This is a genomic window from Arthrobacter tecti (genome assembly GCF_054511355.1).
The window spans coordinates 73,448-89,181 of record NZ_JBTNCT010000001.1 but is presented as its reverse complement, the minus strand read 5'-3'; the positions used below and the strand labels follow the sequence as shown (position 1 = coordinate 89,181).

General features: G+C 63.9%; 10 protein-coding genes. 5 read left to right on the top strand and 5 right to left on the bottom strand.

Translation table 11 applies throughout. The features are described from left to right. Positions 1-3 precede the first annotated feature (3 nt). Positions 4-933 carry a DegV family protein gene (locus ACX80C_RS00415; protein ID WP_459324254.1) on the bottom strand — a complete coding sequence of 310 codons (930 nt, stop codon included), beginning with the start codon at positions 931-933 and terminating at the stop codon, positions 4-6. Between the two features lie 28 nt (positions 934-961). Then, positions 962-3,460 (bottom strand): leucine--tRNA ligase, encoded by a 2,499-nt coding sequence (gene leuS / locus ACX80C_RS00410; protein ID WP_459324253.1) that lies wholly within the window; start codon positions 3,458-3,460, stop codon positions 962-964. 361 nt (positions 3,461-3,821) lie between these two features. On the opposite strand from leuS, the gene ACX80C_RS00405 reads away from it, so the two are divergent. Continuing rightward, the gene (locus ACX80C_RS00405) at positions 3,822-7,280 is read left to right on the top strand and encodes a bifunctional proline dehydrogenase/L-glutamate gamma-semialdehyde dehydrogenase (protein WP_459324252.1); all 3,459 of its coding nucleotides are present in this window, start codon (positions 3,822-3,824) and stop codon (positions 7,278-7,280) included. Between the two features lie 234 nt (positions 7,281-7,514). Here ACX80C_RS00405 and glpK read toward each other — a convergent pair whose 3' ends face one another. From glpK to ACX80C_RS00390, 3 genes are all read right to left on the bottom strand, one after another. Further along, positions 7,515-9,029 (bottom strand): glycerol kinase GlpK, encoded by a 1,515-nt coding sequence (gene glpK / locus ACX80C_RS00400; RefSeq protein ID WP_459324251.1) that lies wholly within the window; start codon positions 9,027-9,029, stop codon positions 7,515-7,517. Between the two features lie 51 nt (positions 9,030-9,080). After that, a complete protein-coding gene (locus ACX80C_RS00395) occupies positions 9,081-9,824 on the bottom strand; it encodes an MIP/aquaporin family protein (protein WP_459324250.1) in 744 nt (247 codons plus the stop codon). Between the two features lie 136 nt (positions 9,825-9,960). Next, on the bottom strand, positions 9,961-11,688 hold the full coding sequence (locus ACX80C_RS00390; protein WP_459324611.1) for a glycerol-3-phosphate dehydrogenase/oxidase: 1,728 nt from the start codon (positions 11,686-11,688) through the stop codon (positions 9,961-9,963). A 159-nt stretch (positions 11,689-11,847) separates the two neighbouring features. On the opposite strand from ACX80C_RS00390, the gene ACX80C_RS00385 reads away from it, so the two are divergent. The 4 genes from ACX80C_RS00385 to ACX80C_RS00370 all read left to right on the top strand — a co-directional run bounded on the left by ACX80C_RS00385 (position 11,848) and on the right by ACX80C_RS00370 (position 15,733). Then, on the top strand, positions 11,848-12,846 hold the full coding sequence (locus ACX80C_RS00385; RefSeq protein WP_459324610.1) for a sugar-binding transcriptional regulator: 999 nt from the start codon (positions 11,848-11,850) through the stop codon (positions 12,844-12,846). Positions 12,847-12,910: 64 nt separating this feature from the next. After that, positions 12,911-13,747 (top strand): aldo/keto reductase, encoded by an 837-nt coding sequence (locus ACX80C_RS00380; protein ID WP_459324249.1) that lies wholly within the window; start codon positions 12,911-12,913, stop codon positions 13,745-13,747. A gap of 1 nt (position 13,748) precedes the next feature. After that, positions 13,749-14,630 carry an alpha/beta fold hydrolase gene (locus ACX80C_RS00375; protein WP_459324248.1) on the top strand — a complete coding sequence of 294 codons (882 nt, stop codon included), beginning with the start codon at positions 13,749-13,751 and terminating at the stop codon, positions 14,628-14,630. Beyond that, a complete protein-coding gene (locus ACX80C_RS00370; protein ID WP_459324247.1) occupies positions 14,627-15,733 on the top strand; it encodes a glycosyltransferase family 4 protein in 1,107 nt (368 codons plus the stop codon). Before ACX80C_RS00375 ends, ACX80C_RS00370 begins: the two co-directional genes overlap by 4 nt. The last annotated feature ends 1 nt before the right edge of the window (position 15,734 follow it).

The window sequence follows — 15,734 nt, the reverse complement described above, 5'->3', positions numbered from 1 at the left end:
AGATTATCCGCCGAACCGACGAAGTGGGTCGCAGACAGCGACCGCAAGGACGCCAAGACCGGTGTGAGCAGCCAACACGGCAGGCAAGCGGGTCAACACTGCCTCAGCGTCGCGCGGGATGCGGGCCGCTGCCGCTTCGGCCTGGGCGCGATTCCCGAAGTAGTGGAAAGCGGCGATGCTCCCCTCCGGCCTGTCCCGCAGCTCCGTCACTACCAGTTCATCGAGGCGTTGTTTGGCGCGCGCAGCCGTGCGAATGCGTTCCAAGGGCTCAATGGCCCCGTCCTTCACCGTCAGGATCGGCTTCACGGAGAGCAAGGTCCCGATCATTCCCGCCGCGGGCCCGATGCGGCCGCCCCGGCGCAACTGGTCCAGACTGGGCACGTAGAAGAGGAGTCTCGTGCGGGAGCAGGTCTCTGCAGCCAGCTTCACCGCCTCCTGTGCATTTGCACCATTCCGGAGTGCCAGGCAGGCAGCCGCAACACCTGCACCCTGCGCCATGGCGACCGTGCCGCTGTCCACCACGTGCACAGGAATGGACACCGAGTGCGCGGCCCAGCGGGCCGCGTCCACTGTGCCGGACAGTTTGCCTGACAGGTGGATGGAGACGATCTCCTCCGCGCCCTCAGCTTCCAGCCGCCGGTAAACGCTTTGGAACTGTCCTGGCGCCGGCCGGGATGTGCGCACGTCGGCACCCTCCGCCAACGCAACCGACAAGGGTTCGATCAGGTTGTCGCTGCCCTCCCCATAGTGGCGGCCCGAGATGATCACCGGCATTGGCACGATGGTGACTCCCACAGCGGAGCCGTCCCCGGTTACCCACTCATTCGGAAGCGCCGCGGCAGAATCGGTGACGACCGCCGTCGTCGTTCCCGGTCCTGCCTCCGGATCCCTGGTGACCCACCATGGCCCGGGACGCCGTTCGAACCATCTCATGGTTCAGCGCTCCTTGTCGGGTGTCCGATCAGGCGGGGACGATATTCACCAGTTTGGGAGCACGCACAATCACCGTTCGGATGTCCCTGCCCGCGAGGGTTCGCTGCACCTGTTCGGTGGCAAGTGCCAACTCCCTGAGTTCGTCCTCCGAAATGTCGGCGGACACCTCCAGGCGGTCGCGGACCTTTCCCTGCACCTGAACTACCGCGGTGACTGTGTCCTGCACGAGCAGCGACTCATCAACGACGGGCCAACCGGCAGCGGCGACCGAGGCCGGATGGCCGAGCCGCTCCCAGAGGTCCTCCGCGGTATATGGGGCAAACAGGCTCAGGATGATGGCCGTGGCCTCGGCCGCTTCGCGAACAGCCGGGTCACCGCCGCCTGGGCCGGAGTCGATCGCCTTGCGGGTAGCGTTCACCAGCTCCATCACCTTGGCGATGACCACATTGAACTTGTTGTTTCCCAACAGCTCGGTTGCGTCGGCAACGGTGCGGTGCGTTATGGCCCGCAATGCCCTGTCGCCGCCGTCTGTTGGGGTTCCAGGCTCGGAGGAAACATCCGCGCCGAGCCGCCAGGCCCGCGCCAGGAACTTCGCCGAACCCGACGGAGAGACATCGGCCCAGTCGACGTCATCTTCGGGCGGTGATGCAAAGACCATGGTGAGCCGCACAGCATCCACGCCGTAACGATCGAGCTGCTCGCTCAGGTCCACTCCGTTGCCCAAGGATTTACTCATGGCCTTTCCGCCGTTGAGCACCTGCCCCTGGTTCAGCAGCGCCGAAAACGGCTCCGTGAAATTAACCAGGCCCAGGTCGAAGAGCACCTTGGTGAAGAACCGGCTGTACAGCAGGTGCAGGATGGCGTGTTCAACGCCGCCGACGTACTGTCCGACCGGCAGCCATTCGTTCACCTTCTCGGTGTCGAACGGGGCGTCTGTGAGCTGCGGATTCACGAACCGGAGGTAGTACCAGGAAGAATCAACGAAGGTATCCATCGTGTCGGTGTCCCGTTTGGCCGGGCCGGAGCACTGCGGGCACTGTACGTTGACCCAGTCCGATGCCGCGGCGAGGGGCGAGGTTCCCTTGGGTGCCAGGTCCTCCCCGCGCAGGTTGCTGGGCAGCCGGACCGGCAACTGCTCGTCCGGCACGGCCATTTCACCGCAATCGGGACAGTGGATGATGGGAATCGGCGTGCCCCAGAACCGCTGGCGGGACAGCAGCCAGTCCCTCAACCGGTAGTTGACGGTCCGCTCCCCCGTTCCCTGCGCAGTGACGAGCTCGATGGCGCGCGCAATTGCGGCCTCCTTCGGCAGCCCATTCAGCTCATCCGAGTTCACGAGGGTTCCCTCGCCGGCCGTCGCCTTCCCGGTGACCGCGGGATCATCTTCCCCGGTGTCAACCACCATGCGGACAGGCAGGTCGAACGCGCGCGCGAAATCAAGGTCGCGCTGGTCGTGGGCAGGTACTGCCATGATCGCGCCGGTTCCGTAGTCCGCCAGCACATAGTCAGCTGCCCACACCGGCAGCCTCTCGCCATTGAGCGGGTTGATCGCGTAGCGGCCGGTGAAGACGCCGGTCTTCTCACGTTCTGTGGACTGGCGTTCGATGTCGCTGAGCGCGTTGACCTGTTCGCGGTATTCGGCCAGGGCTGTGGCGTGCTCTTCAGTCACCAGGTCCAGCGCCAACTGGGCATCGGCAGCGACGACGAAGAAGGTAGCACCGTGCAGCGTGTCCGGCCGGGTCGTGAATACCGTGACGTCCGTGGTTGGGGAATCGCCGTCGGCTTCGATGGTGAAGGTGACGTGTGCGCCTTCCGAGCGGCCGATCCAATTGCGCTGCATCGCCAGCACGCGCTCGGGCCAGTGGCCGGCGAGCGGCTCCATGTCCTCGAGCAGCCGGTCCGCATACTCGGTGATGCGGAAGTACCACTGGTTCAGGCTCTTCTTCGTCACCGGGCTGCCGCAGCGTTCACAGGCCCCGTTGATCACCTGTTCATTCGCCAGGACCGTCTGGTCCTTCGGGCACCAGTTGACGGGATGGTCCTTGCGGTAGGCCAGACCCTTCTCGAAGAACCGCAGGAACAGCCACTGCGTCCAGCGGTAATACTCGGGGTCCGAGGTGTGCACCCTCCGTGACCAGTCGGCGCTGATCGCGTAACGCTTGAAGGACGCAGCCTGGGTGTCGATGTTCGCGTAGGTCCACTCGCTGGGGTGGGCGTTGCGCTTGATCGCCGCATTCTCCGCAGGCAGGCCGAAGGAGTCCCAACCGATCGGGTGCAGAACGTCATGGCCCAGCTGACGCCAGTAGCGCGCGACGACGTCGCCCATCGCGAAAGCCTCGGCGTGGCCCATGTGCAGGTCGCCGGAGGGGTAAGGGAACATGTCGAGGACGTAGCGCCGTTCCCTCGTGCCGTCGTCAGCGGGGGCGAAGGTGTTGAGCCGCTCCCACACGGGTTGCCACTTCGCCTCAATGTCCGCGAAGCTGTAGGTACCGGCGTCCGACTCTTCGGCCGTGGAATTGCTGCTCACTGTTTTCGCCCTGTCTCTTGATCACTGGTGACCGTCGTTCGTGGTGCTGTAACTGCCGTCAATCCTGTGTACCAGCGGCAAACAGGGCCCCAGACACACAAAAGCCCCTCGACGTAGGAGGGGCTGCCGCGCGTGTCAGCGCGGCTAGGTAAGAAGCAGTTGCGCGCACATAGCTACACCTTAGCGCACTTTGGTAAGGGCGGTCCCTCAGGAGGAGTTACCATATTTCCCATTGAGCAAGATAGCTGTTATCGCGCCCATAAGATGCCGAGGCGGAATGCGCCCGCGGCTGATCGGCCAGTCTCTCCTCCGGAGGATCTCCAGGCATCCGCTGGCCCGTCGTCGTTAGGTAGACGAGATAATGACACACACCTTCCCTCCCGCAGATCCGGCGCCCCAGACCCTCGGCGACGACTCAGTCGCACTTGTCCGTCGATGGTTGCACCTGGATGACCCCACGTACGTGCCGCCGGCCACTCCATCCCGCGGCTCGAAGTCCGCGCAACTCCTCGCCGAAGTCCTGAAAGACCAGGACGGACTCGACTTCACGATCGGGTTCGTTGACCGCGTGATCCGGCCGGAAGATCCCGCCGTCGCGGCCCGTAACCTGGCCCAGTTGGCGCGGAAGACGCCGTCGTTCCTTCCCTGGTATATGAAAGGCGCGGTCCGGCTGGGCGGCGTCATGGCCCCGGCGCTGCCCAGGGTCGTGGTCCCCGTGGCGCAACGGGTTCTGCGTGAAATGGTGGGACACCTCATCGTGGATGCCCGGCCCGCGCGCCTGGGCAAGGCCATTGCATCGCTGCGCGGCGAAGGCATCCGGCTGAACATCAATCTCCTGGGTGAGGCTGTTCTCGGGCATAAGGAAGCCGATGCGCGGCTTGCGGGCACCCGCGAACTCCTGGCAAGGGACGACGTCGACTACGTCTCGATCAAGGTCTCCTCAGTAGTCAGCACCCTGAACCTGTGGGACTTCGAGGGCACGGTGGAACGTGTGACTGAGCGCCTGATCCCGCTGTACACGCTTGCCGCGTCCTCGCCGGCGCCGAAGTTCATCAACCTGGACATGGAGGAGTATCACGATCTCGACCTCACCGTTGCGGTCTTCAAGCGGATTTTGGAGACTCCTGCGCTGAAAAACCTTGAGTCGGGCATAGTGCTCCAGGCTTACCTTCCGGACGCCCTTGGCGCGCTGCAGGACCTGACGCAGTGGGCGCAGGCGCGCCGTACTGAGGGTGGTTCGGCGATCAAGGTCCGGCTGGTGAAGGGCGCCAACCTCGCCATGGAGCTCGTGGACGCCGCCCTCCACCACTGGGAGCCCGCGACCCTTCCCAGCAAACAGGCAACCGACACCAACTACAAGCGCTGTCTCGATTGGGCGCTGCGTCCGGAGAACGCCGACGCCGTCCGGCTCGGGATCGCCGGACATAACCTGTTCGACGTCGCACTTGCGCGCAACCTGTCAGTGGCGCGTGGTGTAGAGGACCGGATCGAGTTCGAGATGCTCCTCGGTATGGCCGAAGAGCAGGCCGCGGAGGTCCGTAAGGACGTCGGCTCGCTCCTCCTCTACACACCCGTGGTGCACCCCGAGCAGTTCGATGTTGCGATCAGCTACCTGATCCGGCGGCTCGAGGAGAATGCAAGCCAGGAGAACTTCATGAGCGCGGTTTTCGAGCTCACACGAAACGAGGAACTCTTCGAGCGCGAGACGAACCGATTCCTGGCTTCGCTCAAGGAACTTGACGATGTGGTTCCCGCGCCGAATCGCCAGCAAACGCCGGACCGCTTCACGGAAACGGCCGAGGGCGAATTCCACAACCAGCCGGATTCTGATCCTTCGCTGCCGGCGATCCGCGAATGGGCGAATGACGTGCTGAGCCGCGTGCCCGGCTCCACCCTCGGGGTGGCTCTGGTCGAGTCCTCGAGACTTGAAACGAACGACGACGTCGATGCGGCCATCGCGCGCGCCCGCTCCGCCCAGCAGGACTGGGGGTCCCTCACGGGCGCCGAGCGCGCGAAGGTACTGCGCGAGGCGGCGGCGATACTCGCGGCGAAGCGGGGGGAGCTGGTGGAGGTCTCCGCGAGCGAAACCGGCAAAACCATCGCCGAATCGGACCCGGAAATTTCAGAGGCAATCGACTTCGCGAACTACTATGCACTGCTCGCCGAAGAACTCGATGCAGTCGAGGGCGCACGGTTTGTACCCGCGAAGCTCACCGTAGCCACACCCCCGTGGAACTTCCCGGTGGCCATAGCTGCTGGTTCCGCCCTGGCTCCCTTGGCAGCAGGCAGCGCCGTCGTCCTGAAGCCGGCTCCCCAGGCGAAGCGTTGTAGCGCCGTGATGGTGGAGGCACTGTGGGAGGCGGGCGTACCGAGGGATGTCCTGATCTTTGCCGACGTCACCGAGGGGCCAGTCGGTCAGCACCTCATCTCCCATCCCGACGTGGACCGCGTGATCCTGACCGGCGCCTACGATACCGCGAAGCTGTTCCGGTCCTGGCGGACGGACCTTCCGCTGCTGGCCGAGACCAGCGGCAAGAACTCGCTCATCGTCACCCCCAGTTCGGATCTGGACCTGGCTGCCGCTGACGTCGTGAAGTCGGCGTTCGGACACGCGGGACAGAAGTGTTCAGCGGCGTCACTGGCGATCCTGGTGGGTTCCGCGGCGTCGTCCGCACGTTTCCGCAATCAACTCATTGACGCTGCCGCGTCCCTCAAGGTCGGTTACCCTCAGGACCCTGAGACCGAAATGGGCCCGATCGTTGAGCCTGCCGAGGGCAAGCTTCGGGATGCGCTCACGACGCTCGGTGAGGGCGAGTCCTGGCTTGTTGAGCCGCGTCAGCTGGACGATACGGGCCGGCTATGGAGTCCCGGCGTACGCGTGGGCGTCAAACCCGGCAGCTACTTCCACCTCACTGAGTTTTTCGGACCGGTCCTCGGCGTGATGCACGCCGATACCCTGGAGCAGGCCATCGAATGGCAAAACGCCAGTGCCTACGGGCTGACCGGCGGTATCCATACCCTGAATCCCGACGAGGTCACGCAGTGGCTGGAGTCAGTCGAGGCAGGCAACCTTTATGTGAACCGCGGGATTACCGGCGCAATTGTTCGACGTCAGCCTTTCGGCGGGTGGAAGCGCTCGTCTGTTGGACCCGGTGCGAAGGCGGGTGGCCCGAACTATCTGATCCACCTCGGCAGCTGGGAGCGGGAGGAGTTGCATCCGGGTAATGTGCACGCGCCCCTGTGCGAGTCGGTTCGTCAACTCCTGCACGCAGCGCAGGTTCAGGACGCCCACAAGGGTTTCCTTGCCCGCTCGGCAGCTGACGATCAGCGCCACTGGGTCCGTACTTTCGCCACGCACGAGGACGTCTCAGGGTTGGGGGTCGAACGGAACGAGTTCCGGTACCTTCCGGTACCTGTGACTGTCCGGCTGAACGAGGCCGGCGATTCGAGCGATTTCGTGCGCGTTGTCGGCGCGGGACTCCGTGCCGGTTCGACCATGCAGGTTTCGACACCTGAGCCCCTGTCGCCCGCACTGACGGCAGTTCTTTCAGCACGCGGTGTTGCGCACCGGGTGGAGGACGACGCCGCATGGCTGGCTGCTGCTCCGGGTGCGAAGCTGGGCAGGGTCCGCCTGATCGGTGGCGGGTACACCGAGCTGTGTGGGGCGACGGACGGTGACCCGGATGTGGCGATCTACGCCGGTCCTGTCACCGAGGCTGGGCGCCTGGAGCTTCTGCCGTTCCTGCACGAGCAGGCAATAACGATTACGGCGCACCGTTTCGGGAACCCGGACAACGTCTCAGGAGAGGTCCTCCGCTAACCCCTCCCCCCAACCCTCCATCCACCGAGTCACGGACGCCTGAGCAACGCAGGCGTCCGTGACTTCATTATGTAAGCCTGCCCGTCCAAGTGGCACTTGAGGTCCCCTTCGAGCGTGTGGTCGGCCACCGCGATGCCCCGGTGTGGTGGGCATCGCGGAGCGGGCAGGGCCCGCGGTGGCCGTCCACGCGCGGAGGCGACGTAAGCAGCAGAAGGAAGACCCAATAAGCGAGCCCTACCTAACGTCCTCGTCCACCCAGTCGAAGGTCTTCGTGACGGCCTTCTTCCAATTCCGCAACTGCCGTTCCCTTTCTGCGTCGTCGAGCGCCGGAGTCCAGCGCTTGTCTTCGGACCAGTTGGCGGCGAGTTCGTCGGTGTCCTTCCAGAAGTCGACGGCGAGGCCGGCGGCGTAGGCTGCGCCGAGCGCTGTGGTCTCGGTGACTTTGGGGCGGATGACGGGGATGCCGAGGATGTCGGCCTGGAACTGCATCAGGGCGTCATTGGCGACCATTCCGCCGTCCACTCTCAGATCCTCCATGTTGACGCCGGCGTCCGCGTTTGCAGCGTCAAGGACTTCCCGTGTCTGGAAGGCTGTGGCTTCCAGGGCGGCCCGGGCGATGTGTCCCTTGTTGACGAACCGGGTGAGGCCGACAATCGCGCCTCGGGCGTCGGAGCGCCAGTAGGGGGCGAAGAGGCCGGAGAAGGCCGGAACGATGTAGACGCCGCCGTTGTCTTCCACTGTGTCGGCGAGCTGTTCGACCTCGGGTGCGGATTTGATGATGCCCAGATTGTCCCGGAGCCACTGCACAAGTGAACCGGTGACGGCAATGGATCCTTCGAGGGCGTACACCGGTTTGGCGTCTCCGAGCTTGTAGCAGACGGTGGTGAGGAGTCCGTTGGTGGAGTGCACCATCTCTTCTCCGGTGTTCACGATCATGAAGTTGCCGGTGCCGTAGGTGTTCTTCGCGCCGCCCTTGTCGAAGGCGGCCTGGCCGAAGGTAGCTGCCTGCTGGTCACCGAGGATACCTGCGACGGGAACCTCGCGGAGCAGCTGCGAGCTGTGGACGTTGCCATAAACCTCTGACGAGGATTTGATGGCCGGCATCATCGATTCCGGTACGCCGAAGGTCTCGAGGATGGAAGCGTCCCAGCTGAGCGTTTCCAGGTCCATGAACAGCGTTCTTGAGGCGTTCGTGACGTCGGTGATGTGTACTCCGCCGTCGGTGCCGCCGGTGAGGTTCCAGGTAACCCACGAGTCGGTGTTGCCGAAGAGCAGATCACCGGATTCGGCTTTCTGCCGCGCGCCGTCCACATTGTCGAGGATCCATTTGATCTTGGTTCCGGAGAAGTAGGTGGCCAACGGCAGCCCGACCTGCTGCTTGAACCGTTCGACGCCGCCGTCCGCCGCGAGTTCATCGACGATGGGCTGGGTGCGTGTGTCCTGCCAGACAATGGCGTTGTAGACGGGCTGTCCGGTGTTCTTGTCCCAGACGACCGCGGTCTCCCGCTGGTTGGTGATGCCTACAGCGGCGATGTCGTGGCGGGTGAGGTTGGCTTTCGACAGGGCGTTGCCGATGACCTCTCGGGTGTTGTCCCAGATCTCAATGGGGTTGTGCTCCACCCAGCCTGCCTTGGGGAAGATCTGTTCGTGCTCCTTCTGTCCGGAGGAGACGATATTTCCCTGATGGTCGAACACGATGGCGCGGCTCGACGTGGTTCCCTGGTCGATGGCTATGACGTACTGCGGCATTGCTGCTCCTCGTTGAGTTGTTGGAATTGGGTTGGTGGACGCTTGCGCTTATCAGGCGGGCGTCGGGAAGGTGATGAGCATGGCAGCCAGTCCGCCGAGAAGGCCACCGGCGATTGGTCCGACTACCGGAACCCAGGCGTAGCTCCAGTCGCTGCTGCCTTTGCCCTTGATCGGCAGGAAGGCGTGCGCGATGCGCGGACCGAGGTCGCGGTTGGGGTTGATGGCGTAGCCGGTTGGGCCACCGAGTGAGGCGCCGATACCGACGACGAGAAGTGCGACGGCCAATGGCCCGATCTGCGTCGGCGTTCCAGCGAAGGAGATGATTACGAAGACCAGGACAAACGTGCCGATGATCTCGGTGATAAGATTCCACGCGCTGGAACGGATCGCGGGACCGGTTGAGAAGACGCCGAGCTTGTTCGCGGGATCCGGCTCATCGTCGAAGTGCTGTTTGTAGGCGAGCCAGCAGCCTACTGCGCCCAGAATCGACCCGATCATTTGGGCTGCAAGATAGCCGAGCGCGTTCACGAAGTTCTTATCGACGCCGGGAGCGAACTCGGCGGTATCCCCGTTTGCCCACAGACCGACCGTCACAGCGAAATTCAAGTGGGCGCCTGATAGGGCGGCGACATAAACACCGGCGAAGACTGCGAGCCCCCATCCGAAGTTGACCATCAGGAACCCGCCGTTATTGCCCTTTGTCCCGGCAAGCGCGACGTTCGCCACGACTCCGGTGCCCAGTAGCAGCAGCATGAACGTGCCGAACATTTCGGCGACGAATACTTCCAGAGACATCTTTGACTCCTCTACCTATTCACCTGTGGGCTGTTGAGCCCCGGTACCGTGAGGGTCGCGGTACCGTGTTACTCCCCCCGGCAACTGCTGCCGTTGGTAGCAGCTGTCCGAGAGGACAGCTGCTGGTCGCGAATGCTTACGCGACCAGACTATGGACGTCCACCCGGTGCTGTTGCGCCAGCACCCGGCGGACGTGGGCGAGCTCCTGTTCGCGCTGCGTGGTGGACCATCCGAGGAGATCGCTGAGGACTCCGGCCACCTCCTCGATCAGCTCCTCGCCGATCAGGCCGTTGAAGGCCAGCGAAGTTCGACGGATCAGGACATCGTCGATGTGCTGGACCTGCTCGTGTTCGACCATGTAGGCGAGTTCCCGGACGGAAAGTTCGTGGCTTGAACGCAGCGGCCTGTCTTCACCGGAGGTGAGGAACGCCGCGACATCTGCAGCGCGGGTGCCGTAACGGCCAAGCAGGTTTTTCATGCGGTCGGCAGGCAGTCCTGCGCCGTTCGCGTCAATCCAGTCCGCTGCTTCGTTCGGACTCTGCGGGAAGTCCCTTCCGCCACCGATCGCGAGCTTCGCGGTCGTTACCGTTCTGCTCCGCTGAAGCAGGGAGAGCACCTCGTTGGTCAGGTGCTCGGACAGTGCACGGAACGTCGTCCATTTTCCACCGACGAGGCTCAGAAGTGGGGTCCCGCCGGTGCTGCCGTGTTCAATCCTGTAGTCCCGGGAAACGAAGCCGGGCTGGGTATCGTCATGGCGCGGCAGGGGCCGTACACCGGAGAAGGAGTAGACAACATTCTGGCGTCCAACGGTGATCGATGGGAACACGTGCGCAATGAGGTCGAAGAAGTACTCCATCTCGTCATCGGTGCACACTGCCCCAGAGCCCAGGTCGGTCTCAATATCCGTGGTTCCTACCAGCACACGCTCCCCCATCGGGTAGATGAGAACTATCCTTCCGTCAGAGTGCTCGAAGAAGATCTCACGTCCGGCACAGGCGGCGAGCAGCTCGGGGTGGTCCAGCACGATGTGGGATCCTTTGGTGCCGCCCATGAAGCTGCTCCGCTGCCCGAGCGCGGTATTGGTTCCGTCCACCCAGGCGCCGGTGGCGTTGACGACGACATCGGCGGCCACTTGAAAGGTGCGGCCGGTGAGTTCGTCACGGAGGATGACGCCGTCGTCGTTGCTTCCCACCGCGCTCACATAGTTGAGCGCACGTGCTGCGGGATTCGCGGCAAGGCCGTCGCGAAGGAGATCGAGTGTCAGCCGCTCCGGGTTGTGCACGGAGGCATCGAAGTAGGTAGCCGTGTACTTCACGTCCGGCCGAAGCTTCGGCAGCTGTGAAAGGGAGGCGGAGCGTCCAGCGAACCTGTGCCGGGGAACCGTTCCACCCGCCCGGGAGAATGCATCGTAGAGCGTGAGGCCCATCTTGATGAGGATCGCGCCGCGCTCCCCCGGCGCACCCTGGCGATGGGTGAGGAACCTTAGCGGTGCGCTGAGGATTCCGGAGAAGGTGCTGAAGATCGGGATCGTCGTCTGGAGCGGCTTGACGTAGTGGGGTGCGAGCCGCAACAGCGCGTTCCGTTCAACCACGGACTCCCGGACGAGCCGGAACTCGCCATTCTCGAGGTACCGGATACCTCCGTGGATCATATGCGAGGACGCTCCGGACGCGCCCTGGCAGTAGTCGCCGCGTTCCACCAGGGTGACGTCGACGCCCTGAAGCGCCAGGTCACGGAATGTTCCAACCCCGTTTATCCCTCCGCCGATGACAAGAACGGAGGTTCTCGGCGAATCCTCCAATTGCCGTACGGACTTCCGGACCTCATCATGATGCGCGAACGCTTTTTGTGCGGACTCCGGCAGTGATGACGACGACGGGTCGGTGCTGTTCCTCACGAGTTGACTTGCTCCCCTGCTTGGTGGCGAAAACAGAATCTGCCCCCTATTCTTCGAAGGGTTGGGAATAGTCGTCAATGGCAATGCACAAACGTGCAGACGAGGCCGGGAGAAACTGTGAACACGATGATGGGCTCGTCGCCGGACCGCACCGGCAAGCGCTCGGCTGAGCCGGGAACGCCGCGGAGCCGTGACGCCCTGAGGGCTGCGCAGATGTACTACTTGCAGGACCTCACCATGAACGCCATTGCCCGCGAACTCCGCACGTCGCGGTCCACCGTCTCCCGGTTGCTGTCCATGGCACGGGAAACCGGGCTGGTGCAGATCCAGATCAACAATCCGCTTGACCGCGCGCCCGCGCTGGAACGTGAAATCCGGTACCGGTACGGGGTCGAAGCGCATGTAGTGCCTGTGACGGACCTGGTAAGCGACTCCGACGTGCTGGACCGCGTTGCCATTCAGGCTGCACGGACGTTGGGGCCGCTGGTCGACTCGAACGCGATCATCGGCGTCGCCTGGGGTTCGACGATCAGCGCCGTCAGCCACCATCTGACCCGCAAGGTCACCCACGACAGCACGATTGTGCAGCTCAACGGTGCAGGCAATACACAAACGACGGGTATCACTTACGCGAGTGAGATCCTTCGTCGCTTCGGAGCGGCGTATGGAGCGCGGGTGGAGCAGTTTCCGGTGCCCGCGTTCTTCGACCACGCGGAAACCAAGACAGCCATGTGGGCCGAGCGCAGCGTCAAACGGATCCTGGATCTGCAGCACCGGATGACCATGGCGATCTTCGGCGTGGGTTCGGTGGGGGCCGGAATACCGAGCCACGTGTACTCCGGCGGCTACCTGGACGAGGATGACATGCGCATCCTGAGCGAGAGCCGGGTAGTGGGCGACGTCGCGACTGTCTTCTTCCGGGCCGACGGCACACACAGCGACATCGTGCTCAACGAACGAAGCACCGGTCCCGAACTTGAGCTGCTGGCACAGGTAAGCCGGCGTATCTGCGTGGTCTCGGGAGAGACCAAGATCAATGGCCTTCGCGGTGCGCTCGCGGCCGGGCTGGCCACCGACCTCATCCTGGACGAGCGATCCGCGCGCACCCTGGTGCAGCAAAGCTGACAGCCGCCCCGGACACAGCGGACACCGGCACACCATCGCACGCGGCGCTCGGTAGAGTCGGTGTATGCATAAACCGGACACGGTGTCCTTCTCCAATGGGGTCCTCATGGACCGGCTGGGCTATGGCCTCTACAAGGTCCCTTCCGGGGATGCCCACGGTCTCTGCACCCTCGCGCTGGAAGCGGGCTACCGGTTGCTGGACACCGCAGCGCTCTACGGAAACGAGGAAGGGGTCGGCCAGGCGGTGCGCGACGCGGTGAGCGACGGTCATCTCGAACGGGGCGACATCTTCGTGACCTCGAAAGTCTGGAATGACCGTCACGGTTACCGCAGTACGCGCGAAGCGTTCGACGAATCGCTTGCGAGGCTGGGTCTGGAGTACCTGGATCTGTACCTCATTCATTGGCCGTGTCCGGGCACTGACCTGTACATCGATTCCTGGCGGGCGCTGGAGGAGCTCTACCACACCGGGCGTGTGCGCGCGATCGGCGTTTCCAACTTCCAACGCCACCATCTGGAGCGGCTGCTGTCGGAAACCGAAGTGGTACCGGCACTGAACCAGGTCGAGCTCCATCCCCTCCTCCAGCAGCACAGTCTCCGCGAGTTCAACGCGGAGCATGGCATCATCACCCAGTCCTGGAGCCCCCTTGGCCGCGGCAGGGTGCTAGACAACCCGACCATCACCCATATAGCGGCCAAGCACCACCGCTCGCCCGCCCAGGTGATCCTTCGATGGCACCTGCAGACCGGCGTTACGGCAGTCGCCAAAGCGAGCAGCCGCGAACGCATCACCAGCAACCTGGACATCGCCGACTTCGAACTGGACGCGGTCGACATGACGGCGATCGGTCAATTGAACGCCGACACCCGCTTCGGCTCGCACCCGGATTTGGTCAACTGACGTGATAGAACTCCACCGCACCGCCACGGCGCGCACGCTGCGCTACCGCGGAACCATTCAGCGTTACTGGGATTTCGAGCCGGACGGCAGCGCACCCGTCCGTCCCCCGTTGTTCATGGTGCATGGATTCCGCGGAGACCACCACGGGCTGCTGCGGATCGTCGAGGCGCTGCCCGGGCACCGGGTTATCACTCCCGATCTCCCCGGTTTCGGGCAGTCCGAGCCGCTGCCCGGAACCCACGACGTCACGGCGTACGCCGAGTTCGTGCTCTCCAGCGTCGGTGCGCTCGGCCTGGGCCCGGACACGGTGCTCGTTGGGCATTCCTTCGGGTCCATCATCGCCGCCCACGCTGCTGCGGACGCCTCCGGAACCTTCAGCGCGCTGGTGCTCATCAACCCCATCAGCGCTCCTGCCCTGGAAGGCTCCAGCCGAATCGCCACGCGCCTCGCCGAGCTGTACTACCGGCTGGGGTCCGTTCTTCCTGAAAGCGCAGGGCAACAGTTGCTGCGGAACAGGGCCATTGTCCGCGCCATGAGCGAGCTGATGGCCAAGACCCGGAACCGGGACCTCCGCCGCTGGATCCACGGGCAACACCGGGCATACTTCAGTGCCTTCGCTTCACGGGATGTGGTCCTGCAGGCTTTCACTGCTTCGATCAGCGGAACGGTCCGGGACTCCGCACCGCATCTATTGCTGCCGGTTCTCCTGATCGCCGCCGAGAAGGATGATCTGGGTTCCATTGCGACACAGCAGGCCCTCGCGGGACTGATCCCTGACTCGAAGCTTGCCGTTATTGAGGACGTTGGCCATCTAATTCATTACGAGACACCCGACATTGCTGCCCGTACGATCACCGAATTCCTGGAGGACATTGCAACGTGAAGGTGCTGATAGATGCGAGGTTCACCCGGCTGGACCACCATGACGGCATCAGCCGTTATGGCGCCAGCCTCATCGAGGCGCTCTCCCGCAAGGCAGAGGTGACCATGCTCATTCACGATCGCCGCCAACTTGCCCTTCTTCCTGATGTGCCCCACGTGCTCGTGAACAGCCCGCTGTCACCGGCAGAGTTGTTTGTTGCCCGGCGGATCAACCGGCTGCAGCCCGACGTCGTCTTCTGCCCGATGCAGACCATGGGGTCATTCGGGCGGCGTTATCCGCTCGTTCTGACGCTCCATGACCTGATTTACTACCAAAACCCCACCCCGCCCGGTTTCCTCCCGCTTCCTGTGCGTGCGCTGTGGCGGCTCTACCATCTGGCGTACTGGCCGCAGCGGCTGCTCCTCAACCGCGCCGACGTCGTCGCCACCATTTCGCAGACCACCCGGGCGCTGATGACTCAGCACCGGCTCACCCGTCGGCCCATCCGAATTGTCGGGAACGCGCCGCAGGAGAGGCCAGGAGGGGTGCCACGAAGGCCTGTGCCGCAAAAGTCCCTGCTCTACATGGGTTCGTTCATGCCGTACAAGAACGTCGAGACCCTGCTGGCCGGTATGGCGGGCCTGGACGACTATACGCTTCACCTGCTGAGCCGAATTACACCGGAACGGCGTCTGGAGCTGGAGGCGCTCATTCCGGCAGGAGCGAGCGTCGTCTTCCACGACGGCGTCACCGACGAGGAGTACGAGGAGCTACTGCTGGGATCGACGGCACTGGTCACGCTTTCCCGTGCCGAAGGATATGGGCTGCCCGTAATCGAAGCCATGGCACTCGGAACGCCGGTCATCGCTGCCGATACACCGATTTTCCGTGAGGTGGGCGGCACGGCAGCCCTCTATGTCGACCCCGATGTGCCGGCTGCCTTCACCGGCGCGGTGCGCACCCTCTCCGAGCCGGGCCGGTGGGGGTCAATATCCGTAGCAGGCCTTGCCCAGGCGGCCGAATACTCCTGGGATTCTTCCGCGAACTCACTCCTTTCTGCGCTCGTCGAGGCCAGGGAATTCCATGCCGGGAACCGCGTGCGAAATAGGGCGTCTGCGTCCTAGC

Bases quoted from the DNA above. Each gene is read 5' to 3' on its own strand.
- ACX80C_RS00415 (WP_459324254.1), bottom strand. From the start codon at position 933: ATGAGATGGTTCGAACGGCGTCCCGGGCCATGGTGGGTCACCAGGGAT.
- ACX80C_RS00405 (WP_459324252.1), top strand. From the start codon at position 3,822: ATGACACACACCTTCCCTCCCGCAGATCCGGCGCCCCAGACCCTCGGC.
- glpK (WP_459324251.1), bottom strand. From the start codon at position 9,029: ATGCCGCAGTACGTCATAGCCATCGACCAGGGAACCACGTCGAGCCGC.
- ACX80C_RS00395 (WP_459324250.1), bottom strand. From the start codon at position 9,824: ATGTCTCTGGAAGTATTCGTCGCCGAAATGTTCGGCACGTTCATGCTG.
- ACX80C_RS00385 (WP_459324610.1), top strand. From the start codon at position 11,848: ATGATGGGCTCGTCGCCGGACCGCACCGGCAAGCGCTCGGCTGAGCCG.
- ACX80C_RS00380 (WP_459324249.1), top strand. From the start codon at position 12,911: ATGCATAAACCGGACACGGTGTCCTTCTCCAATGGGGTCCTCATGGAC.